Below are 22,210 nucleotides of genomic sequence, written 5' to 3'. Positions count from 1 at the left end.
TTTTTGAGCGCTCCAGCAATGGAGCCTTTTTTTTTATGCAATAAAACATTTTCTTTACATTATTTAGTCGATGTATATTAGCTTTTCCTTCTTAAAAGTTACCTATATTTTACCAAAATATTGTATAGACGATCAGTCTTTTTATGAGAATTTAGTGAGTTAATAGTATTAAATTTGAAAATAGTTTTTATATCGAAAGTAGTAGATGGATTATTCTGTATGTCAATCGATATGCTAAATTGCATATCTAAAAAAGTATAATTTGTTAACGTTTTCAAAATAAGGAATATTCTTATAAATTTCTGTTAGTATCAAATTTGTACTTATATAAAAAGAAGGGGATGTTTATATGTTAAAAAAAGTTGCATTAGGGATATCATCGTTAACAATGGCAGCAGTAGTAGGTTTAGGAATGGCACCTGAGGCATCAGCAGGACCAGCAGCACCGTTAACTTCTTTAAATGTGGTTAAAGTGGAATCGCAATTAGGTGGGGTAGAAACTATTAATCCTAATAGTTTTAGTACAACTAGAGATCATGGTGGAAGTTATTTATATGTTTATACACGAGAAATTGGTTATGGTCAATTTCCTTTTGCAAAAATGGACGGATTTGATGTGAAAAGTGTTGGTTCACAAATAATTGGTGGTAATCCTATAGTTGGCTGGGAGTATAAATGGGATGTATCAAAGTTTAAAGAGGGAACTTTCGAGTATCAAAAAACTTCAATAAACCATCCTAGAAATACGTTACGAACTTCTATATACATTAAATAATCACTTAATCCATAGTAAAATAATCCCCACGCATTGTGTGGGGATTATTTTTGGTAGATAACCAGTTAGGTTTCCAATCTGACTTGAAAAATAAAAGTTGTTTCTTTATTGTATCATGAGCTAGTAACAAGTTATGATGCACTTTTACATATTGGTTTGTATGTAAAGAAAAGACACCCTAAGGTGTCTTCCGCCGATTTGAACAACTTTAATTTTAATAATATGTATTGGGGATACAGCCGAGATACGTGTAAAAATAGGTCATAGTCTTACTTTTACTCCCAGATACAACATATTGAACTGATAAATAGGGGGTGGTGACAGGATAGCTGATACTATCCCTTAGCGTAGAGTAGTAAAGGAAAACCTTTTTATTATTAGGTTTTTTAGTTGGTATTTTTGCTTTTATTTCTAGAGGAAATTGTACCAAAGATTGCCCCGGACATTGCTCCGATTAAAGTCATAAAAATTGCACTCCATGCTGCAAATGACATAATTACACCTCCTAATAATAAATTATTGTAACTATCTAAAGCTATTGTTTCTTAGCCTTTTTAATAGAAATGATGATTGCAACAACTATTAAGAAAATAAGAGGAGACCAAGCAAAGAAAGACATTTTAGTATTCTCCTTTCAATATTAATTTTAAATATTTTATAAACTAATTATTACATGTTTATAAATTGAACATACAGAATATGTAATATTGCATATCGAATTGTAGAACGTGAAGAAGTGAAGACGATAGTTGAACAAAAACGCTATTTGATAAGTAAACGCTAAAAAAGAGCACTATAGATAAGTGCTCTTTTCGAAAGTGAGTATAAATTCCTATCATTCTATACTAGTTTATGCTCTACAGTATGTAGTTGCTACAAAAATGGATGTCAGTTTTTATTTAAGAATAGAGGCTTCCTGTAATAAAGCCTCTATAAAAAGGACACCTGAAGTTACGTTATAGTAAATTCAATTGTAATAGGAGTACCTCCATCTAGGACAGCTCCTCCTACAATAGTAGCAGCAGTAGTAGTAACTCCAGTAATAGTATCACCTGTTTGGATTACGCCGTTAATATATAGCGTTAAAAATGCATAAGAAGCAGGGAATGTTGTTACAGCTCCAGCATCATCAGTGAAGTCAGTGTTTGCAAAAGTTAAATCAGCTCCAGCAACAGTTCCTGTTGCTGCTGTACTTACAAATCGTCTTCCAGCGATAAACGGTTTAACGATAGCCAATTATATTCACCTCTTTTCAGAACCTACTTGGCCAAGATTTACTGTAAAAAGATGACTTGTGAGTTCCATTCGAAATTAATATATGAGTTTTCGGAATGTAAGTTGCATATACGAAAAAGAGCAGCTAGCAAAAGCTAACTGCTCAGTCTTAAAGAAAATCTAACTGGTTACAGCACATTAAAGATGGGTTATCTATAGTATGGACGGAATATTGTGTTTTATTCAGAGAGGTAGAGGGAAATGAATAAATTTATGCTGTTCCAACTTGGTTTTGGTCTGCAACATCAGCATCAAATGTGTTCGTTGCACTAACACCGCTAAAGGTATTAGCAACAAAAGCAACATTAGATGAGCCTGAACCATTATAAGCTTTTGTATTTTCCTTTGGAGAGACGTTATAAAAATCACCTAAGTTGAAAGAACCGTTACTATTTTGTACAACCATATTTCAAACAATAGATGGCATTATTTTCACCTGCTTTCTTAGAAAGTATTTAAATTAACATATGGTCTATGAGTCTAGATGTTCATCTGGATCTGAAAATTTTAAAATGAGGGAAGAAAGTTCAAAAACTGTGCACAATTTCAGTATAAGTTTAATGAATTATTATGTAATAATTTAATTATAAAGCTATTTGGATGTAAAGGAAGTTAAATGAATATTTAAGTATGAAGTTATGAGGTTTCATTTTTATTTATTTAATCTTTGTAATCTATGCTTTATTATTCTTTTACATCAATGCTCTTAATATAGTAAGAAAATTAATAGGAGGGGACTATTAAAATGAATAAAAAAATTCTAAAGCAGTTGAGAAAAATGACTACAAATAAAAAAGGATTAAGTGCTGCTGTAGTAGCAGTAGGAATTATGAGTACAACCTTAATTCCTCAAAATGCCTATGCACATGGGTTCGTTGAAAAGCCAGGTAGCCGTGCTGCTTTATGTAGCCAGAATTATGGAGCTTTGAATTTAAATTGTGGCAATGTAATGTATGAGCCGCAAAGCTTAGAAGCGCCTAAAGGATTCCCACAAGGTGGACCGGTTGATGGGAAAATTGCTTCAGCAGGAGGCCTGTTTGGTGGGATTCTTGATCAACAAACAGCTGATCGATGGTTTAAGAATACGATTAAGGGTGGAGAGAATACATTCACTTGGAAATACACTGCTCCTCATTTAACAAGTCAATGGCACTATTACATCACAAAAAAAGGATGGAACCCAAACAAACCTCTAACAAGAGCGGATCTTGAATTAATAGGAACTGTAAAACACGATGGTTCTGCAGCATCTAATAATTTATCACATAAAATTAATGTACCAACTGATCGTAGTGGATATCATGTCATTTTAGCGGTTTGGGATGTAGCTGATACCGTAAATGCTTTTTATAATGTGATTGATGTGAATCTAGTTAATAATGAAAAACCAGATACAGAAGCACCAACTCAGCCATCTGGACTACAAGTAGTAAAAGCCACTTCAAATAGCGTAGAACTTAATTGGAAGCCTGCAACAGATAATGTAGGGGTGAAAGAGTATCAAGTGTTACGTAATGGAGAAGTAATTAATACTGTAGCGGGTACTAGTTTAGTTGATAAAAAATTAAGCCCAAACACAGATTACACGTATACAGTAAAAGCAGTAGATGCTGTAGGGAATATATCTAAGGAAAGTGAAGCATTAGTTATTAAAACAACAGTGGAAAAACCAGATACAGAAGCGCCAACTCAACCTAAAGGGTTACACAGTATGGGAATCACTGCCAATACTGTTGACTTAATGTGGAGTCCGTCTGAAGATAACATAGATGTGGATCATTATATTGTATACAGAGAAATTGCGGGGGTTACGAAGGAAATAGGTACTGTTAATACCACATCATTTATGGACAAGAATTTGCAAGCAAATACAACATACAAGTATGCAGTTTCTGCAGTTGATACGGCTGGCAATGAATCAATGAAAAGTGATATCTTAACAGTTACTACGAAGGAACAAGAAAACGCTTATGAGAAATGGGATTCGTATAAAGCATATAAAAAAGGAGATAGAGTAGTTCACGAGGGTAAGGAATACGAGGCGGCCCAAAGCTATCAAGGGAATGGGGATCCGAATTGGATCTTTGCTTTATCTTTATGGAATGAAATAAAATAGTAATTTAATTAGTAGCTCATTTTTCATGTAATCAAGTAGATTTGAAATGAATAATTAAGAGGAGACAAAATCAAGTTTTATATTATAATTAAGCGCATCCTCTTAAAAAGAAGGGCATTATTAATAATTTACAATTAAAAACCTTATAATCAAATTAATGGATTATAAGGTTTTATTTTTAATATAAAAATTATTTACTGAGATTTTTTATCGAAGAATAAATTTAAATCTGTTTTGTCTGTGTCTTCTGCTAAAGCGTTGTGTATAATATCGTTTAATAATTGCATTTTTTCTTTTTCAAAGAATGGGACACTTATATGATAAGGTGTTCCGGCTTTTTCAATTCTTAATATTGTTTGAATACCGCTACCTGCAATTCCAATACCTATTATTAGATAAATTAAGCCACCAAGAAAACTACCACTAAAAGTAGCTAATGCGAATAAAATGATTAGTATTCCCAAAATTATCGGTTTAAAATAATATTTCGTAGATAACATAGATCCAGAAATATTTTTTAGAGGAATGTTTTGTTGGTCTTTACCTGCAGGAATAAATCCTAATAATGTGTTTGATAAGTTGGTTTTTATAAACCTATTATCAACGTCTACTCTACCTTTTATCCAAAAGAATAATAGGCTAGTTGAAAATTCAAGTCCTTTCATCTTTTCATCTCCTGTTATAAAATATTAATAATAAAATTGCAATATCGTTATATTAACATGAATTGTAGTATGTGTGTATAAGTTTATATAAAAAGAAAGAATTTTTTTGAGAGAATTTCTTATTTTTATATAATATATATGGTAAAAAACAGTCCAAGGTTAAATAATAAAGTGGAATGTATGGATCACTGTTAAAGAGACGCAGTTAATTAGTGGGTACATATATTAACTATACTAATAAAATATTGATTTTTCTCATAATTTATTGGGAGTAGAGCGTGATATTCCAAAAATTAATGCAAAAGTCAGTGCACATTATTTAATACGATGCTTACCACATCAAATAGTCGACATTTGATTACAGGGGACCCGGGTACCGGTAAAACAATTGTATTAACAAATATCTTATATGCGCTTGCTTACGACAATAAAACTGGTAAAGCGAGAGAGGGATTGAATTATGAAGATATAGCACTTGTTGTTCCGCAAAATCACTCATTAAATTTATATAAGAGCTTAATGAACAAACTAGGTCTACAAGGTATTACGGTGCTGTCACCTTCACTATTTATTAAGCAGGCAAAAAGTAGGGGCTCTATATATAAGTATGTTTTTGTGGATGAAGCACATCGTCTGAAAAAATATTTTGGTAAACAAGCACGTGATTTAAAACATTTAGTCACTGATAATGGCTATACAACTGAGTTGGAGTTAATAGAAACATTCGCGTATCACTTAACTGTGGTTTATGATCCATACCAAACAATCCGACCTGCAGATATAGATACAGATGTATTCCAACAGTTGACAGTGAATTATAAGAGGCATCTCTTACATAAACAATTCCGTTTAAAATCTGGAGATCAATATTTAGCATGGTTGCGTAAATATTTACAAATAGCAAATAATGTTGGTGTTTATGAGGCAGGATTATTGCAGGGCTATGACTTTAAAGTAATGGAATCTATTACAGAATTAAATGATTCTATGAAATCTTTAAATAAAGATCATGAATTATGTCGCGTAGTCGCAGGTTATTCTTGGAAATGGGCTACACAAAAGGATAAGAATCTATATGATATAAAAGATCCTGTTACAGGTGATACATTCAAATGGAACTCGAAGGTAAAAGGTTGGATTAACTTTGAGAATAGTGTAGAGGAAATAGGATGTATTCATACTACTCAGGGTGCTGATTTAAATTATGTTGGTGTGATATTAGGGGCCGAAATTGATTGTAATTACACGGGTGAAGAAAATGGAGACTATGATTTGAATAAAGCAAAGGTCATCGTCAATCCAAAAGAGTATAAAGATCGAAATGGTCTTCCGATTAAGGGAACTGATTTAAATAATGAAGAGTTAACATCCTATATTAAACGTATCTATTACGTATTATTATCTCGCGGGATAAATGGATGTTACGTCTATGCAGTAAATCAAAATATGCAGAGATATCTAAAAGAAATAGTGAGAATAAGTCAATAATTATGAAAAGAAGTTACTTGAATTAGAGTAGCTTCTTTTTATTTAATAAAAATGAAAGGGTATATAGGTATTAAGCGATAATACTAAAGTTATATTTTATTGTTAACCAGATTTTTGAAAACGTTAGGGTAGAAATTTAATATTTTTTATAAAAAAAGAATTGACTTCCGTCTTAGTTGTAACTAATATAGTTACATAAAGTTGTAATCGCATTAGTTACAACTAATGCCTATTTTAAGTGGAAATACGATTTGTATATTTATTTAAGGATGGTGGTTCACACGTTGCCGCTAAGGGTAGATAGTTACTGACATATTAAAAGAAATGCATATTCCGTACTGTAGTATTTTCTACTTTTGGGCAATAATATACACCGTTGTCTTTTGCTAAAAATCTTAGTTGCTCTTTCTTTAAAAGGGTTAGTTTTTGAAAAATATAGTAAGGTGCCTCAAAAAAGAACAAGATACTAAAAAAGATGTACTTTTACAAACCAAAAAGTTGGCTGAGAATTTTAAGTGATAGCTGGACTGGTAAATAAAAATAAAGGTAGGAGATTTAAATGGAAACGAAACAAGATAACTTTATATATGTATGGGACGCATATTGTGGATGGTGCTATGGCTTTTCAGAAAGTATTAAAGGATTTTACCAAAAACACACTGAAGTGCCGTTAACGGTTTTATGTGGAGGGTTATTTTTAGATGATTTACCAATAAAAAATTTCTCATATATAGAAGAGGGAAATAAAAGAATTAATCAACTTACAGGTGCAGAGTTTGGTCCTTCATATCAAAAATTGGTGGAAGAAGGTACTTTTAAAATGAATTCGAAAGATGCTGCAATTGGCTTTTCCGCTTTACGTTCATTAGCGCCAGACCGTTTGTTAGAATTCACTTCGGCTATGCAAAAAGCGTTTTATTATGAGGGGAAAAGTCTAAGTGACCCTGAAACATATCGTAAGATTGCAATTGAGCATGGTTTGGATCCTGAACAAGTAATAGAGCGTTTAAATGCTCAAGAAACAATTGTAGATGTACAAAATGATTTCAATAAGGTTCGACAGCTTGGTGTTAATAGTTATCCTTCATTACTTTTACAAAAGGATAATCAAATTATCCCTATTGGTGGCGGGGTAATGACGCCAGATAAAATCGAAGCACGTTTCAAAAATTTATATTAAAAAACTTTAAGTTAAAGTATATAACATTTAACGTTTTAAAAAAGACTAGAAGTGGATGGACTTAAATCTTTCTGATAACAGTTATAGTTTCTATTTGTTATTAAAGAAGGTCCAATTATGATTTTACTATAGATCACAGTAGCAAACATGTTAGCTTACGCCAACCGACATACATCTCCTATCTATTTGCTGGTGCGATTAACTATGCAGGGGAATTGAGGAGGGCCTTCTGTCGGAACAAGATAAAAATGTGTTATCTATTCAATAACTTTAACAAAAGGAGAATAACATTCTATGTTTAAAACAATCGATACAAATCTAAATGATGTAAAATTGACGGTGTTTAGTTCGGATGAAAAAAGTTTTATGGTAACTGCAACCTTAGTTGAGAAAGCAGGACATGCATTTTTAATAAACTCAAAATTTACTCAATCTGATTCGAAAGAAATTGTAGATTATCTGAAAAACAATAACTTATCCCTAGATAAAATCTTTATTATACATGGGGATCCTGATTACTATTTTGGGTTAGAAAGTATGAAAGCTGCTTACCCAGAAGCTATAGCGTATGCAACAGAGTCTACTGTTGAACATATTGTTCATTCTGTATTAGGGAAATTAAAAGTTTGGAAAGATGTACTAGGAGAAAATGCACCAAACAATGTGGTATTACCTCAAGTTATTAAAGAGAAAACAATTGATTTTCAAGGTTTAACATTTGAACTTGTAGGCTTAGATGATTACAGAACTAGCTTATTTAATAAAGAGCTAAAATTATTGATTGGAGGCATTGATGTATTTAACGAAATCCATGTGTTCTTAGCAGATACTAGCTCAAAAGCAGCAATGGAGGCATGGATTGAGAACTTGAAAGTATTACAAGCGTTAAATGCTGACATTATTGTACCAAGCCATGGATCAATCGAAAAATCCTTAGATAATCAAGCGATTATTGCAACTATGGATTATCTAAGAACTGCAATTCAAGCTTCTGAAGAAAGTAACACTTCAAAAGATTTTGTGGCAAAGCTTGAAACAGCATATCCAGGCTATGCTAATAAAGGTGTATTGGAATTAAGTGCAAAAGTTGTAACAAAAGAAATGCCATGGGGTTAATGCTATGAATAAATATCAAAAACTATTACATGAAACGTATGTGTTAACTGGCGAGGGAAAAATGGATGCTTTCAAAACATATTTAAGTGAAAATGTATCTTGGACAGAAGCTGCTGGGTTTCCATATGCGGGCACTTATATAGGTCCTGATGAAGTAGTGAAAAATGTACATGAACGTCTTGGAACTGAATGGGATAACTATAGCGCTAAAGATGAAATTTATGCTTTTAATAACAATACTGTTATCGTGTATGGAAAATATAGTGGAACATATAAAGTAACAGGGAAATCATTCATAGCAGATTTTTGTCATCTTTATGAGTTTGATGAGAACGATAAGGTTAAGAAGTTTATTCAAATTGTGGACAGTGCAACTGTTAATGAGGTATTAAGTTAGAGTTACCAGTTTCAAATATGCCTCGTATAAGGAGTATTGTTAGGATAGATGGATTTTCCTAACAATATTTCTTACATCACATTCTGGGAAAGATTTTTCCTTTATTAAGCGTGTTATCGAAGGTGAATTATAAAATTAAAAGAGGTAGATATATATGAAATTAGAGAAAAATTTAATAATAATAATTATTTCTGTGTTTATTTTAGGAATTGTGTCGACTTTGACATTTCAATCCTTCATTGGTAATGCCAAAGGTAACTCAATAAAGAGCGAGAATGTTGCACCAGTATCGAAAGATGATGTGGCAGAAAAAGAAAAGAATAAAAAGATGGTAGTTGATTTCTATAATGAAGTTTTTAACAAACATAATATCGATATCATCCCTAAATATGTAAGTGAAGATTATAAGCAACATAATCCTTTTGTGGCTGATGGACGAAAAGCTTTCATGGATTTCTTTAAGGAGGATTTTGTTAAAAACCCTAACTCCTCTGCAGAAATTAAACGTGTAGTAGCTGAAGGAGATACAGTTGCTCTTCATGTACATTCTCGTGCTAACTCTCAAGATAAGGGAGTTGCTATAGTGGATATATTTCATATAAAGGATGGTAAGATTGTCGAACACTGGGATGTAATTCAAGAGATTTCAAATGAAACAGCTAATAATAATACTATGTTTTAGATAGGAGATATATCTAATTATTATTTAATTGATAGAGATGTATAGAATTTAGAAATTTAGAGAAGTTATGTATATATGATTAAAATGAAGGGGTGTCCTAGTAGATATGGTACTAGGACATCTTTTTTTGCTTGAACTAGATTTGTTTAAATTGAAGGTTTGTTATTAGATTATTAAAATGAAATTGTATGTTTATAAAAGTCTTGTTTCTTTAATTTTTGGCTCTGTTAATGTTAAATGTTGATAAAAAGTATTAAATATGGGAAGACACCTTAGAGTTGGTGCTTCCCTTAGTTGTTGATTATTCATATTCAAATCTAAAATAGGTATTTTCTAAGCCCATTCTTTGCTTTAATGTTTTGCCCAAAGCATAATTATTCGGCAATTCTTTTTCAATGACACAAATAATATAACCTGCTTTTCCTGTTGTTAAATTAGTTAGTTGTAAGTAGTTATCGTTGTCGTAGATATAAGAAATAATGTATTCGTAGAAATCATTTTCTTTGTCTTCTCTATTCATACCAACATTGTACAACCTAACTCTTGCCCCTGCCCAAATTTCCTCCTCATCATTAACATTACTTAAAGATATCCATTTCGAGTTATCCAATATTTCACTCTTTTCTTAATTCGTTCGTTTATACACTGAATTTTGACAGACGCAAACTATCATAAGTATCAGTCATTTCAAATACAAATGATGTGAGTAAGAACTCTTTAATGTTGTGTTTTGTGCTTTCGTTACTTTTTCTATCTATAAATAAGAACCACGCAAGGTAGTTGTCTAAATATTTTGTAGCCACACCTTTAAAACGGTCTATCCATTGTTTCATACGAGAATGGAGACCATTTACATTCTGGATATGGTACAAGCCTTTAATAACGTGCTTACCATCGTTTGATTTAATTCTGTAATGCTCTATTCCTTTTTCTTTTGCATACGTTTTGTAGGCTCTCCAAGCATCTGTAACAAGTACATTATCCGATGTTAATTTAGAACCAATCATACTATCAACTTTTGTTTTCACAACACGCCCCATACAAGCAATCTTGGAGACAGTCGCTTTGGTACGGTCTCTGGCAACAAGAACACAAACTTGTTCGTGGCTGATACCTCTGTGTTTAGATTTTCCACCACGCCTACGAGGTTTGCGTTCTGAAATACCACGTTGACCCTTTTGAGAGTATAGGAAATAGGTCTCGTCAACTTCAACAATACCTTCAAATTTCTCAAAATCCAATTGTTTTAACGCACTTAACAATTTATGTCTCCAATAAAAAAGTGTAACCCATGTAACCCCCACGATTTCAGCGGACTTTCGCAAGGAATATCCTTTAAACATACAATCAACAAATGTAATCCATTCGTTTCCTTTTCGAGTACGGTAAAGAACAGTATTCGTTGTATCAGTGAATGTCTTACTACAACATTTACAACGATAGCGTTGGCGATTATTGTGTTTACCGAAACGAACAACGTGTTCGGATGCACAATGAGGACATTCAAACCCTTCCTTGAAACGAGTTTCTCTCATTTCATTGATTAGACGACCACCGACAGAGGAAGAAGGTTCAACATAGCGTTTTACCCATTGAAACACTTGCTCTTTCTCTGTGTGTGACAAATTGCCAATATGTTTCAATAGATTACTGAACGCTTTGCTCAACCTTAACACCTCCCGAATGTTTGTTCTTATACAATTATACTAAGATTTCGGATAGGTTTCAAATATCAACATTTACCTTTAACAAAGCCAAAAATTAAAACAAGGTCCCTTAATCATGTTAAAGGGACCTTGCTCACGCAAATGATCTGTAAATCAATTTATCTTGGATATACAGATCATTTGTATGATAATTTTTGTAAATAATTGCTAAATAGTGAACTTACATAAATGCTTTTAGAAGTTCTTGAATTAATGGGATTGCTCCACCTATAAATTTTAAAACTGCCATTGCAATTTCCATATTATTCTCTCCTCTTTTTTCGTATTAAGATGTGATAAATCTTTATAATCTTATTATAGTAAGCGCTTACAATTATAACAATGAATTTTTGTATGCAATATTGCATATTTATACATTAGATCTCTATTATTCATTTTCTAATGGTACTATAGCGAGGTGAGAGTCTTTAAGGGTTCTCCTTAATAGGAGGAAATATGGAAAGAGTGCAGGCGATTTATAGTAATCAAAAATTTAAGAGTTGGGTTAAACAGGTATTAGCTGTAGGAGGAGTAATAGGGTGCTGCTATTTGGTGTTATATGTTTTCTGTTTCTTAGTTATCATGTAAATATTATACAACTAAACTAGTAGAGTCTTGCCTAGAGAGGTAAGGCTCTTTTATTGTAGTACCTGGAGATGGGCAAACAATATACAATACTTCTTAGGTTTGTCAGATTACTTTGTATCGTGCCTTGTTTCTCTATATTCTAGAACACTAACTCCTATCATTGAGAGTTAATAAACTTCTATTTAAAGTTTCCATTTATATTGAAAACAGAATTCTATTGATAAAAAATATGTTTTTACTAGATACATATTAAAAAGACAAGCATAAATTATATTAGATTTTAGCAAAATCTTTTTGCCTTGGAAAAGGATTTAAATCTTACTTATAGATTTGATTCCTTTTTATATACCATAATCCTTATATTACTACGTAAATATAATACAGTAATAATGATTTAAAAGCAAGAATATTAGTAGGGGTACGTTCACACATCCATCAACTTAAGATTTTAACGAATTCCTCGAAAGAATTCTCCTTCCTCAAGCGCGTGAAGGGCGTAGCCCAGCGGTAGGTGGGAGATGAATTTCGGTTTGGCGTAGCCAAAAGGCTTTGCTTTTTATTTTGCCTCTGATATAATCAGTCTTATAAATTACAAAGGTTGGTATATCGATGAAATTAGATAGCAATAATCATTCAGTGTTCTTGTTGTATTATCATCTTGTGTTGGTCGTAAAATACAGAAGAAATGTGTTTGATGATGATATGTCAGATTATGCAAAAGACATGTTTATCAGGTTATCCGAGAATTACAACATAACACTGGTAGAGTGGAATCATGATGTAGACCATGTTCATATTTTGTTCAAGGCACATCCGAATACAGAAATGACAAAATTCATCAATGCTTATAAGAGTGCAAGTTCTCGACTAATCAAGAGAGACTTTCCACAAGTGAAAACGAAACTTTGGAAAGAGATGTTTTGGTCAAGAAGTTTTTGCTTACTAACTACTGGTGGTTCGCCAATAGATGTAGTAAAGAAATATATTGAAAATCAAGATGAAAAGTGAGGTGAAATGATATGACAAAGCATAATAAAGCATATAAATTCCGTTTGTATCCAACAGAAGAACAAGCATATCTTATGCGTAAAACCTTCGGTTGTGTACGTTTCGTGTATAACAGAATGTTAGCTGAACGAAAAGAAGCGTACGAAAAATACAAAGATGATAAGGAACAACTAAAGAAACAAAAGCTTCCAACTCCTGCGAAATACAAAGCAGAATTTGAGTGTTTAAAAGAAGTTGATTCATTAGCTTTGGCAAATGCTCAACTAAACTTGCAAACTGCCTATAAGAATTTCTTTAGTGGTCAAAATGACTTTCCGACATTCAAAAGTAAAAAAGACAGAAAGTCTTATACAACGAATGTAGTAAACGGAAATATTATGTTGCTTACTGGTCATATCAAATTGCCAAAACTGAAAATGGTACGTTTCAAACAGCATAGAGAAATACCACAAGACCATATGATCAAGTCATGTACGATTTCTATGACACCTACTGGTAAATACTATGTGTCCATCTTGACTGAATACGAAAAAGAGATTGTACAAAAAGAAGTAGAAACAGTTGTTGGATTAGACTTTGCGATGGATGGATTATATGTTAGTTCTGAGGGTGAGAAAGCCAATTATCCTAAGTTCTATCGTAAAATGTTAGACCGATTAGCAAAGGCACAACGAGTATTATCAAGAAGAACCAAAGGTTCTATTCGTCGGAATAAACAATGTATCCGTGTAGCTAAGTTACATGAAAAAGTAGCGAACCAACGTAAGAACTTCCTTCATCATAAGTCTAAAGAGTTAGTTACTCATTTTGATGTTGTAGCTATTGAAGACCTAAACATGAAAGGAATGTCGCAAGCACTTCATTTTGGAAAAAGTGTCGCTGATAATGGGTGGGGTATATTCATTTCTTTCTTAGCTTATAAACTAAACGAACAAGGAAAACAACTTGTGAAAATAGACAAATGGTTTCCTTCCACAAAAACATGTAGCAGTTGTGGAAATGTAAAAATATGTCATTGTCTGAACGAGTCTATTCTTGCATATGCGGTGTAAATCTCGATAGAGATTATAACGCAGCTATCAATATCAAAAATGAAGCAATACGTCTATTAGTGTTAGCGTAAATAGCAATAAAATAACCTTTGGAACAAGGGAGTTAGCTCGGCTGTCTTAGGACGAATTCGTTAGCTATCAAAAGTAACGACTAACCGAGAAGCCCCCCACTTCAAACAGTCCGTTAGGACGTTAAGTGGCGGGTAGTTCACGAAGCATATGCTTTAGTAACTGCAGAAATTCTTTATCACTTTTATCATCTTTTATATAATCCTGTTCATAGTTAAAAATCATTCGTACTAACATAAAAGCTGTAAGTGGTAATGGTACCTTATGCAAAGCTCCTTGCTGATAACCTTTTTCGAGCAAATTACTTATCATTTTAATTGCTTCTTCTTCAGACTTTTTAAAACAAGCTGTAATTTCAGGTGAATGGTACTCTTTATATTCTTGAAAGAGTGTAGAAACAAACGGATCTTGATGATATTCTAGGCTGATATAATGAAGGATTTTTTGTATTCGAAGTAAAACATCTTTTTCCTCTTTATATAAATCAAATAATTGTGAACGTATAAGCTGAATATGACGCATATAGCAGTCACATAATATTTCAGTTTTATCTGTATAGTAATAATAAATAGTACCTTTACCAACTTTAGCTTTCTTTGCAATTTCATCAACCGTTGTGTTACGGACACCACGCGTAGAGAACAGTATTGTGGCAGATTGAATAATTTTCATTTTTTTATTTTCTTTTTCTAATTTGATCATTGTCTACACCCTATCCTTGAAATATTTAGCGAAGTTTTCTTTTATTACATTCTCTATCATTCTATTTTTCATTTTTTAAAGCTTAATAGAAAGTCCCCTAGTTGCTTCTTATAGAATAACATACACCATTCTTATTTCTAGTATATAACTATAATAGAATGCAACTTTATAACTTAGGCTGAAAATGAAAGTTTAAGGTAATAACTTTTTAATCGGACGATGAAAATTCAAGTGAAAGGAGACAGTGATTTCTTTCTTGATTGAATTATTTGATTTTTTATTCAATTCATTTTATTATATAAACATGACTAAAAGATGTTTTTAGTCGGATTTTTTTACGGAAAACCGACTGATATTTGATTTTAGTCGGTTTCTATACTATTTGAGAGAAGGTAGACACTATGTGTGGAATTGCAGGGTGGATAGACTGGTCTAAAGACCTGTCTAATGAACAAGAAACGTTAAAAAAAATGACAGATGCTATCATTCACCGAGGACCTGATGCAGAGGGGCATTGGTTTTCAAAACGGGCGGCATTAGGTCATCGACGTCTCATCGTCATTGATCCTGAAGGTGGCCTTCAACCTATGCTGTATAAAGATGGAAATGATACGATTGGTCTTACGTTCAATGGAGAAATTTATAACTATCAAGAATTACGTAAAGAACTTGAGGAGAAAGGTCATGAATTTCAGACAAAGTCTGATACAGAGGTATTACTACATGCTTATTTAGAATGGCAAGAAGATTGTGTTCAACACTTAAATGGGATTTTTGCTTTTGGTATTTGGGATGAAAGATTTGGGAAATTGATGCTTGGTCGTGATCATCTAGGTGTGAAGCCTTTATTTTTCGCTCAAAGAGGGAGTGCAATTCTCTTTGGTTCAGAGTTAAAAGTTTTACTTTCGCACCCACTTGTAGATGCAGAAGTAGATAAAGAAGGACTTTCTGAGATATTTTGTCTTGGACCAACACGTACTCCAGGTCATGCAATTTTCAAGGATATACACGAAGTGCGTGCTGGCCATTATATGACGTTTACCTCTAATGGCTCGAATACGACACAGTATTGGAAACTTGAAAGTAAAAACCATATAGATGATATTGATATGACAGTGGAGACAATCCGCTCCATTTTACAAGATACGGTTAAACGTCAGTTAATTGCTGATAGACCCGTGGTATCTATGCTTTCCGGAGGTTTAGATTCAAGTGGTCTAACAGGTTTAGCAGGAAACGAATTTAGGAATAAAGGGGAACACCTTCATACATATTCCCTGAATTTCATCAATGATGAAAAAGACTTTGAGCAAGACTTCCTTCGTTTTGATCGTGATGAACCTTGGGTGAAACGTGTGGCTGAATATGTAGGAACAAAGCATCACTCTATAGAGTTGGGATCAGATAGTTTAATAGAGCATTTATTAATTCCAATGCGAGCGCGTGATCTACCTGGAGTTGGAGAACTAGAAACATCACTTTATTTGCTATTTAAGGAAATGAAAAAAGACGCAACAGTTGCACTTTCAGGCGAATCCGCAGATGAAGTGTTCTCAGGATATCCATGGTTCCATCAAGAGAAGTTTTTAGATGCAGAGATATTCCCTTGGAGTGTTAATTTATGGTATAGTACAGAAATTTTATCAGAGGATTTTAAAGAAAAGATTAGCCCTGAAAAATATCAAAAACAAAAATTTGAAGATGCGGTTGCTGAGGTTCCTTTTTTAGAAGGTGAAAGTGATCTGCAAATGAAGCAACGTCAAATGTCTTACATGTTTATTACACGTTTCTTGCCATTTATGCTAGAACGAAAAGATCGTACAAGTATGATGAATGGCTTTGAAGTACGAGTTCCATTTTGCGATTACCGGCTTGTAGAATACTTATGGAATGTTCCATTCGAAATGAAAAGCATAGACAATATTGAAAAAGGTATTTTACGTCGAGCTTTTGAAAATGTACTTCCAGAGGATGTACTTTATCGCAAAAAAAGTGCATATCCAAGCACAAAGGATGCTTCTTATCTACAAGGTATTAGTGATTGGATGTTACATGTGTTGAACGATCCTCAATCACCTATTTTACCATTAATAAATGTAGAAAGAGTTCGTGCTATTGCAGAAGGAAAAGACAAAGTAATTTCTGGTAATGATGCACGAGGTATAATAGATTATTTACTTCAAGTTAATAGTTGGCTTCAGGAATATAATATTAAATTAGTATGATAAATGTAATCTTCGAATAAAGAGGATAGATGAATCCTCAATGACCTAAGTGAACCGCATCTCCAATGTATTAGATAGTTATCTAACATTTGGAGATGCGGTTTTATTATCTTGATTTGCAATAACTCTAATCAGTTAGTCAATTAGAATCAAATAAGAAACATAGAAATAGGGGAAATAATATGAATTGGAGGTTCCTTTCTGAGAGTAGGGAGTCTCTTTGATCTCGCTACCGATAATCAAATGATATGTTAATTAGATTTGATGATTGTATGCATCGCCTTTTCTTCAATAAATATTAAGTGATAAAATTCATATATAGTATATAAAGAGATTATCTCATGGGTTAATAATTAACACACGGCCAACTTATGGGTAAAGTGACAAAAACGTATAGTATACAATTAAAAGAATTGTTTTAAAATTGAGGAGTTTATTGCGAATGGTAAGGCTCCTCATAAATATATGGGTGAAAAAACTGATGAAGATTTCTTTTTTAAAATACATCGTAAAACATATTTTACGATGTATTTTGTTGTATGTTGGAGAGTATAAGGAATATTAAATAATTGTCCTGATTTTGAGATAACTTGAGGGGATTTTTCTCGTAATGTGGAAGAAAAACAGTTTTGGAAGGTGCTTAATTATATACCATATTCATTGGCAAGGGAGAGAAAAGAAGTAAAAAATCATGAATGAAAAGGGGGAGTATATTATGTTACGACAAATGAATCTTTTGTATATGTGAAGTAGAAAAAGTAAAAGATCACCTGTAAAGGGCGGTTGAAAATCGGTCTTACTATTTATTTTTTAATGCTCTTTTTAAGAGTTTAATTATTTGTTCTAGCCATTCTATAGGAGTAAGGTTTGAAGCAGAAAAATAAATTTCGGTATTATATATGATGAATTCTTCTTTTTCATAAACAGATAAACCACTTTGTAGGAATGCTGTAATGTCTTCAATAGTATTCTCTAAACATATATTAGTAACTTCAGTGATAAATTCGTTTATGGCAAATTCGAGTGATTCAATATCTTGATAGAAAGTTCCTGCTAAAAAATCACCTAATTCTTCATATTGTATGTATTTATCTTTCATGTAAATTCACCTCTATCTTTCTGGAAATCCTGTACTAATAAAACTATCATTTTATGAGAATCTATTTCTAAAGGATCTATTTCCATCCATTTACTAATTTTCAAGTTTCCCAAAAACTAAAGTCTTTACTAAAGTCTTTATAAGGAGATAAAAAGCTTTTTAATTCTTGACTAATATCTTCTAGATTCCCATATATATTATCTGCGGCTAAATTAATTTCCTCATTAAAATTATATAGCTGTTCATCTACATAACTGAATCCCTCACAGCAATTATTATGTATCAAATTAGATATAAATGGTTTTATTTTCAATACATTTTCTTCATTTAGGATAAATTTATCCCATAACAGCCCCAGTATTATTTTTACGGGTAATTTTTTATCATACGTTCCTTTTACGTTTTTTAATTTAGGTACGATGTCAACCAACTTATCATTACTAGATAGAGAAACTTCTATAATTTCAATAGAAGGGCTATCTAATGCTTCAATTGTCTGATCAGCCCAATCAATTATTTCAGTTTTTGAAAATAAACCAATTTGTAACCCTATACTCAGAACCTCAGCTATTATTTTTATATTAGCCATATATATAGCTCCTTAGATTTTTTGATAATTATACATCGGAGTAACCTGAATTTCAAAAGGTTGTTGCTAGTATGTAGTAACTAAAGGGATTTTTAAACCTAGGATATCTCCACATTGTTATCAAGCTAAAAAACAAAATCTCTCCTAAAACGAAAAAAATGAACAAAATAATAAAAAAGGCTCATTTCTATTTCTTTTTTAGATTCCATTCCTTAGTAAGAAAACTTAGTAGATGAAAAGGTTAGAATGCACAATTAATTGGGAGATAAGTACGAGTAACTTTGAATCTCTTGAACAAATAGTTCTAATTTATAATAAGAGGAGCATATCTACACCGTCCATTTTTAGAATGGGCTGCTTCATTAGCTATTATAATTTTTTATATGATATTCTTTTTGATTAAATCTATTTTGATTGGTATTTATGAAACAGATATTAATAATAAAGAACAATTAAACGAAAAATTAAAAGAAAAAATGAGTAATACCTTTACTTTTTGTTTTGTCGCAATAGGTGCTACTACATACAAATATTACTTCCCTGAAGATTTGGTTGGATGGTTAGGAGTAATAGCAAAATTCATTATACTTTTCGTTGTCCTATTTGGTATTCAATATCTGATTACTGTTTTAGCATGGAAGAAATCCAATAAAATTTAATAAATATAGACAAAAAAGCTTATCCTTTAGGTGAACTGTACCCTATATAATGGATAGTTTAATAAAAAAGCCCTGAAAAATCAAGCACTTAAAAGATGGTCCCAATATTCGATCGGAGCCATTTTTTTTAATGTCCACTGATAACGATTATAATTATACTCCTCCATATAATCCTTTATGTTGAGCTCAAGGGATTCAAATATTTAGGAATATTTATAATCTAATTCATCTTTCATATGACCCAAAAAGGATTCCATTGGTGGATTGTCTAAACAATTGCCCTTACGGGACATAGATTGTCTGATCCCCATTTCTCTTACACGTTTCTGAAATTCAGGGTGTGTATAATGAATACCTTGGTCTGAATGTAGAAGCGCTTCAGGATGGATGACTTCTCCTAATCTCTCTTTCAAGTTATCTAATGTTCGATAGACGATATCCAATTTGTAAAGAAGAGGAGACATGATAGGTTAAAATCTCTCGTGTTGTACTGTCTTTTACACATGATAAATAAGCCTTCTTTCCTTGTCCATAAAATAAATAGGTAATATCGGTTAACAAACTTTTTTCAGGCTCTTCTTGATTGAATTGGCGCTTTAAAAGGTTCGGACATGTTTCATGTTCTTGTGTCGCTTTTGCGATGTGTTTATAAGGATTCGCTCGGCGAATCTTTGTTACAAGATTATATTTACGCATAATACGGTAAATACGCTTGAGATTCATACAAATTCCTTTTGTCTTTTCCAACACCATTTTGATAGAACGACCACCACATATTTTTTCTTTTCGATTAAAAATTTCTTGGATCCATTCATAGTCTGTTTCATCATTACGTTCTTTTTCTAGATGTTTATCTGACTGATGAAGCCACGCATAGTATCCACTCCGACTTACCCCAGCCAGTGTGCAAAGGTAACGCAACATACGTGGGAATTGGAATCGATGTATGGTTTGTTCAATCAGTGCGTATGTTTCTCGTGGTGTTAACGCTTCTTCTGTAACGCATGCCTTTCGAGTTCATCTAACTTTTTTAGGAATGTCAATTCCGCTTCTAAAAACGCAATACGTACTTCCGCTTTTTTTAATTTTTCATCAGAGGAGAGAGGTTTTTCCGAAGGGCGTTCCGTGCTTCCTTTCCCGCGGCGTTTTGTATAAAAGCCTTCTTCACCAAATTGTTCAAAGGTTCTTCGCCAACGTTTCAAGCATTGTTTTGGTTTCTTCTCACCAATCACAGCTAAGTTAAACCCATTCTCTGAAAAGATTTGGCTATGACCTTTTCCTTGTTGATTTTCTTTTAACGCTCTTATTTTGAAATCTGGACAATAGCTAATCGAACGTTCCGACGCTTTTAATACATTTTTATTTTTTTCTAGCTGTTTCATTTGAATCTCGTTAAAAATAATTTTAATCATTCTCCATACCTCATTTCTATCGTTGGTCCCATTATTACGAGGTTTTTTGATAAAAATACACAAAAACCCCGAATCATGGGGCTTTTTTTAAGTGGCCATGATTCGGGGTACAGTTCATATTCCCTGATAGGTTACTTCCTTAAATGAAAATTTTGGGGATATGACGGGGTATTCTTCGAATCGTTTCCGTACCCCTTTGTTAGAATAACACATATCAGTATGTCCAAGTGTAGAAGATTACTTACAATAGTTTGTGAGTTTTTGCACCAGAACCGAAAAATTCACAAATTTTTCTATATTTAAGAAATATTTTACATATATTTCATCTTCTGATGTGATAGAATATTAATTGTCAGTATTTTGGATATTTTATAAATTAGTTAAATCATTTATCCATGAACAGACATGATACAGAACCATATTGAAGGTGGAGGAAAGTGGTATGGATCTAGATACCAAGAGATTTGCCTATATTTTAGAACAGAAAATGACTACTTGTATGGAAAAAGTATCAAAAGCAATTTATTGTAGTGAGCAAAAGCAGTTCGATCGAATTATTCAGGATGCTTTGAGTGATATTAAGATAATGATTAGTTTGACCCAAGTTTATATGTTAATAGACAAAGAATCTTCAAAAGACTTAAGACAACTTCAGAATAAACTAATTCAAGCGCGTATATATATTGAGAAGGAAGCTACTACATTAAAAGTGGAGATTCGAAGAATGGTTAACACAATTTAAATTTATTCATTTCAATAATAAGTAATTTCGTTTTAACCTGAATTATTCATCGAAGTATAAAAATTTGGTGATCTTATGAGATTTATAGTGTTAAGGCAAATATGCAAATATATAACAGTCCAATTAAAGGTGATTTTAACCAGTTATTGGTATGAATTCGATTTTTGAGAAGACTTCTCTCTTGGTGCGGGTTCGATTTTTTTTAATGGGATATTTAGTTGAATTTTAGCTGTTGCACTCGGGTGAGTACGTCCCCAAAAAGGCTTTTATAGACAAAACTTGAGGACATTTTGAAATAGAGTGAGCGACCAGACTTCACCAACTTGCTTGCCACTTTGATTAGGTGGGTACGAATCGTTTGGATTTGAAAGCCCTTATACATGGTCGGAAAACTTAACGTCCGTAACCAGTTTGTGTTTGAAATCTTCAGTTAATGACTTAGTTTTATGTGTCGAAATTGTGAATTATAATAGGAAATAGTTTAAAATATGGGTAAATAATACTTTTTTGTTATAAAAAGGGTTGACAAGAAAAAAATTAAATAGTAAATTTTGGATATATTATTTTTAAGTATTTAAAAAAATGCAATTAATAAGAATGAAGGGGTATGGCAACCAAATGCAAAATATGGGGCCATATGCAATAATTTTCCAAAACATAGCCGG

At 32.4% G+C, this 22,210-nt stretch carries 18 protein-coding genes and 6 pseudogenes; 12 read left to right on the top strand and 12 right to left on the bottom strand.

Going from position 1 to position 22,210, the window contains the following annotated elements:
- Nucleotides 1-349: 349 nt before the first annotated feature.
- A complete protein-coding gene (locus AC0IXC_RS22500) occupies nt 350-775 on the top strand; it encodes a DUF4879 domain-containing protein (protein WP_002090470.1) in 426 nt (141 codons plus the stop codon).
- Between the two features lie 386 nt (nt 776-1,161).
- Here the strand turns inward: AC0IXC_RS22500 and AC0IXC_RS22495 are convergent.
- The 3 genes and pseudogenes from AC0IXC_RS22495 to AC0IXC_RS22485 all read right to left on the bottom strand — a co-directional run bounded on the left by AC0IXC_RS22495 (nt 1,162) and on the right by AC0IXC_RS22485 (nt 2,456).
- Nucleotides 1,162-1,354: pseudogene (locus AC0IXC_RS22495) on the bottom strand (hypothetical protein).
- 372 nt (nt 1,355-1,726) lie between these two features.
- Nucleotides 1,727-2,011, bottom strand: a complete 285-nt coding sequence (locus tag AC0IXC_RS22490) for a DUF4183 domain-containing protein (protein WP_341308305.1) — start codon at nt 2,009-2,011, stop codon at nt 1,727-1,729.
- A gap of 250 nt (nt 2,012-2,261) precedes the next feature.
- Nucleotides 2,262-2,456, bottom strand: coding sequence for a spore germination protein (locus AC0IXC_RS22485; protein ID WP_002090474.1), 195 nt, complete (start codon nt 2,454-2,456; stop codon nt 2,262-2,264).
- A 339-nt stretch (nt 2,457-2,795) separates the two neighbouring features.
- On the opposite strand from AC0IXC_RS22485, the gene AC0IXC_RS22480 reads away from it, so the two are divergent.
- Complete coding sequence (locus tag AC0IXC_RS22480; RefSeq protein ID WP_471653348.1) at nt 2,796-4,166, top strand: lytic polysaccharide monooxygenase; 1,371 nt, start codon at nt 2,796-2,798, stop codon at nt 4,164-4,166.
- A 194-nt stretch (nt 4,167-4,360) separates the two neighbouring features.
- Here AC0IXC_RS22480 and AC0IXC_RS22475 read toward each other — a convergent pair whose 3' ends face one another.
- Nucleotides 4,361-4,831: a hypothetical protein gene (locus tag AC0IXC_RS22475; RefSeq protein ID WP_002069395.1), complete on the bottom strand. Its 471-nt coding sequence runs from the start codon at nt 4,829-4,831 to the stop codon at nt 4,361-4,363.
- A 315-nt stretch (nt 4,832-5,146) separates the two neighbouring features.
- Here AC0IXC_RS22475 and AC0IXC_RS22470 point away from each other — a divergent pair.
- From AC0IXC_RS22470 to AC0IXC_RS22450, 5 genes and pseudogenes are all read left to right on the top strand, one after another.
- A pseudogene (locus AC0IXC_RS22470) lies at nt 5,147-6,319 on the top strand (DNA/RNA helicase domain-containing protein); the annotation flags it as partial.
- 559 nt (nt 6,320-6,878) lie between these two features.
- Nucleotides 6,879-7,499: a DsbA family protein gene (locus AC0IXC_RS22465; RefSeq protein ID WP_085313301.1), complete on the top strand. Its 621-nt coding sequence runs from the start codon at nt 6,879-6,881 to the stop codon at nt 7,497-7,499.
- A gap of 294 nt (nt 7,500-7,793) precedes the next feature.
- A complete protein-coding gene (locus AC0IXC_RS22460; protein ID WP_471653347.1) occupies nt 7,794-8,615 on the top strand; it encodes an MBL fold metallo-hydrolase in 822 nt (273 codons plus the stop codon).
- Between the two features lie 4 nt (nt 8,616-8,619).
- Nucleotides 8,620-9,012: a nuclear transport factor 2 family protein gene (locus AC0IXC_RS22455; protein ID WP_042889832.1), complete on the top strand. Its 393-nt coding sequence runs from the start codon at nt 8,620-8,622 to the stop codon at nt 9,010-9,012.
- A 154-nt stretch (nt 9,013-9,166) separates the two neighbouring features.
- A complete protein-coding gene (locus AC0IXC_RS22450) occupies nt 9,167-9,694 on the top strand; it encodes a nuclear transport factor 2 family protein (protein WP_240381150.1) in 528 nt (175 codons plus the stop codon).
- Between the two features lie 301 nt (nt 9,695-9,995).
- On the opposite strand, the gene AC0IXC_RS22445 is transcribed toward AC0IXC_RS22450, so the two are convergent.
- From AC0IXC_RS22445 to AC0IXC_RS22435, 3 genes and pseudogenes are all read right to left on the bottom strand, one after another.
- Nucleotides 9,996-10,286 carry a hypothetical protein gene (locus tag AC0IXC_RS22445; RefSeq protein ID WP_040963219.1) on the bottom strand — a complete coding sequence of 97 codons (291 nt, stop codon included), beginning with the start codon at nt 10,284-10,286 and terminating at the stop codon, nt 9,996-9,998.
- A 46-nt stretch (nt 10,287-10,332) separates the two neighbouring features.
- A complete protein-coding gene (locus tag AC0IXC_RS22440; protein WP_012259814.1) occupies nt 10,333-11,361 on the bottom strand; it encodes an IS1595-like element ISBwe1 family transposase in 1,029 nt (342 codons plus the stop codon).
- Between the two features lie 220 nt (nt 11,362-11,581).
- Nucleotides 11,582-11,768: pseudogene (locus AC0IXC_RS22435) on the bottom strand (hypothetical protein).
- 829 nt (nt 11,769-12,597) lie between these two features.
- Here AC0IXC_RS22435 and tnpA point away from each other — a divergent pair.
- Nucleotides 12,598-12,996 (top strand): IS200/IS605 family transposase, encoded by a 399-nt coding sequence (tnpA, locus tag AC0IXC_RS22430; protein ID WP_113937393.1) that lies wholly within the window; start codon nt 12,598-12,600, stop codon nt 12,994-12,996.
- A gap of 11 nt (nt 12,997-13,007) precedes the next feature.
- Nucleotides 13,008-14,119, top strand: a pseudogene (locus AC0IXC_RS22425) (RNA-guided endonuclease TnpB family protein).
- A 121-nt stretch (nt 14,120-14,240) separates the two neighbouring features.
- Here AC0IXC_RS22425 and AC0IXC_RS22420 read toward each other — a convergent pair.
- Nucleotides 14,241-14,819, bottom strand: coding sequence for a TetR/AcrR family transcriptional regulator (locus AC0IXC_RS22420; RefSeq protein WP_016096849.1), 579 nt, complete (start codon nt 14,817-14,819; stop codon nt 14,241-14,243).
- A gap of 401 nt (nt 14,820-15,220) precedes the next feature.
- Between AC0IXC_RS22420 and asnB the strand changes: the two genes are divergently transcribed.
- Nucleotides 15,221-17,044 (top strand): asparagine synthase (glutamine-hydrolyzing), encoded by a 1,824-nt coding sequence (gene asnB / locus AC0IXC_RS22415; RefSeq protein ID WP_471653346.1) that lies wholly within the window; start codon nt 15,221-15,223, stop codon nt 17,042-17,044.
- A 799-nt stretch (nt 17,045-17,843) separates the two neighbouring features.
- Here asnB and AC0IXC_RS22410 read toward each other — a convergent pair.
- On the bottom strand, nt 17,844-18,143 hold the full coding sequence (locus tag AC0IXC_RS22410) for a contact-dependent growth inhibition system immunity protein (RefSeq protein ID WP_471653345.1): 300 nt from the start codon (nt 18,141-18,143) through the stop codon (nt 17,844-17,846).
- Nucleotides 18,144-18,243: 100 nt separating this feature from the next.
- On the bottom strand, nt 18,244-18,732 hold the full coding sequence (locus AC0IXC_RS22405; RefSeq protein ID WP_471653344.1) for a hypothetical protein: 489 nt from the start codon (nt 18,730-18,732) through the stop codon (nt 18,244-18,246).
- Between the two features lie 311 nt (nt 18,733-19,043).
- On the opposite strand from AC0IXC_RS22405, the gene AC0IXC_RS22400 reads away from it, so the two are divergent.
- The gene (locus tag AC0IXC_RS22400) at nt 19,044-19,391 is read left to right on the top strand and encodes a hypothetical protein (protein WP_471653478.1); all 348 of its coding nucleotides are present in this window, start codon (nt 19,044-19,046) and stop codon (nt 19,389-19,391) included.
- Between the two features lie 80 nt (nt 19,392-19,471).
- On the opposite strand, the pseudogene AC0IXC_RS22395 reads toward AC0IXC_RS22400, so the two are convergent.
- Nucleotides 19,472-20,803 (bottom strand): annotated as a pseudogene (locus AC0IXC_RS22395) (IS3 family transposase).
- Nucleotides 20,804-21,245: 442 nt separating this feature from the next.
- Here AC0IXC_RS22395 and AC0IXC_RS22390 point away from each other — a divergent pair.
- Nucleotides 21,246-21,545 (top strand): hypothetical protein, encoded by a 300-nt coding sequence (locus tag AC0IXC_RS22390; RefSeq protein WP_471653343.1) that lies wholly within the window; start codon nt 21,246-21,248, stop codon nt 21,543-21,545.
- Nucleotides 21,546-21,759: 214 nt separating this feature from the next.
- Here AC0IXC_RS22390 and AC0IXC_RS22385 read toward each other — a convergent pair.
- Nucleotides 21,760-21,960 (bottom strand): annotated as a pseudogene (locus AC0IXC_RS22385) (transposase); the annotation flags it as partial.
- Nucleotides 21,961-22,210 lie beyond the last annotated feature (250 nt).

The sequence above is a fragment of the Bacillus sp. AC266 genome (genome assembly GCF_979253805.1).
This window is presented reverse-complemented; position numbering and strand designations above follow the sequence as displayed.

Bases quoted from the DNA above. Each gene is read 5' to 3' on its own strand.
- AC0IXC_RS22455 (WP_042889832.1), top strand. From the start codon at position 8,620: ATGAATAAATATCAAAAACTATTACATGAAACGTATGTGTTAACTGGC.
- AC0IXC_RS22390 (WP_471653343.1), top strand. From the start codon at position 21,246: ATGGATCTAGATACCAAGAGATTTGCCTATATTTTAGAACAGAAAATG.
- AC0IXC_RS22420 (WP_016096849.1), bottom strand. From the start codon at position 14,819: ATGATCAAATTAGAAAAAGAAAATAAAAAAATGAAAATTATTCAATCT.
- AC0IXC_RS22460 (WP_471653347.1), top strand. From the start codon at position 7,794: ATGTTTAAAACAATCGATACAAATCTAAATGATGTAAAATTGACGGTG.
- AC0IXC_RS22465 (WP_085313301.1), top strand. From the start codon at position 6,879: ATGGAAACGAAACAAGATAACTTTATATATGTATGGGACGCATATTGT.
- AC0IXC_RS22485 (WP_002090474.1), bottom strand. From the start codon at position 2,456: ATGGTTGTACAAAATAGTAACGGTTCTTTCAACTTAGGTGATTTTTAT.
- AC0IXC_RS22405 (WP_471653344.1), bottom strand. From the start codon at position 18,732: ATGGCTAATATAAAAATAATAGCTGAGGTTCTGAGTATAGGGTTACAA.
- tnpA (WP_113937393.1), top strand. From the start codon at position 12,598: ATGAAATTAGATAGCAATAATCATTCAGTGTTCTTGTTGTATTATCAT.
- AC0IXC_RS22450 (WP_240381150.1), top strand. From the start codon at position 9,167: ATGAAATTAGAGAAAAATTTAATAATAATAATTATTTCTGTGTTTATT.
- AC0IXC_RS22475 (WP_002069395.1), bottom strand. From the start codon at position 4,831: ATGAAAGGACTTGAATTTTCAACTAGCCTATTATTCTTTTGGATAAAA.
- AC0IXC_RS22500 (WP_002090470.1), top strand. From the start codon at position 350: ATGTTAAAAAAAGTTGCATTAGGGATATCATCGTTAACAATGGCAGCA.
- asnB (WP_471653346.1), top strand. From the start codon at position 15,221: ATGTGTGGAATTGCAGGGTGGATAGACTGGTCTAAAGACCTGTCTAAT.
- AC0IXC_RS22410 (WP_471653345.1), bottom strand. From the start codon at position 18,143: ATGAAAGATAAATACATACAATATGAAGAATTAGGTGATTTTTTAGCA.
- AC0IXC_RS22480 (WP_471653348.1), top strand. From the start codon at position 2,796: ATGAATAAAAAAATTCTAAAGCAGTTGAGAAAAATGACTACAAATAAA.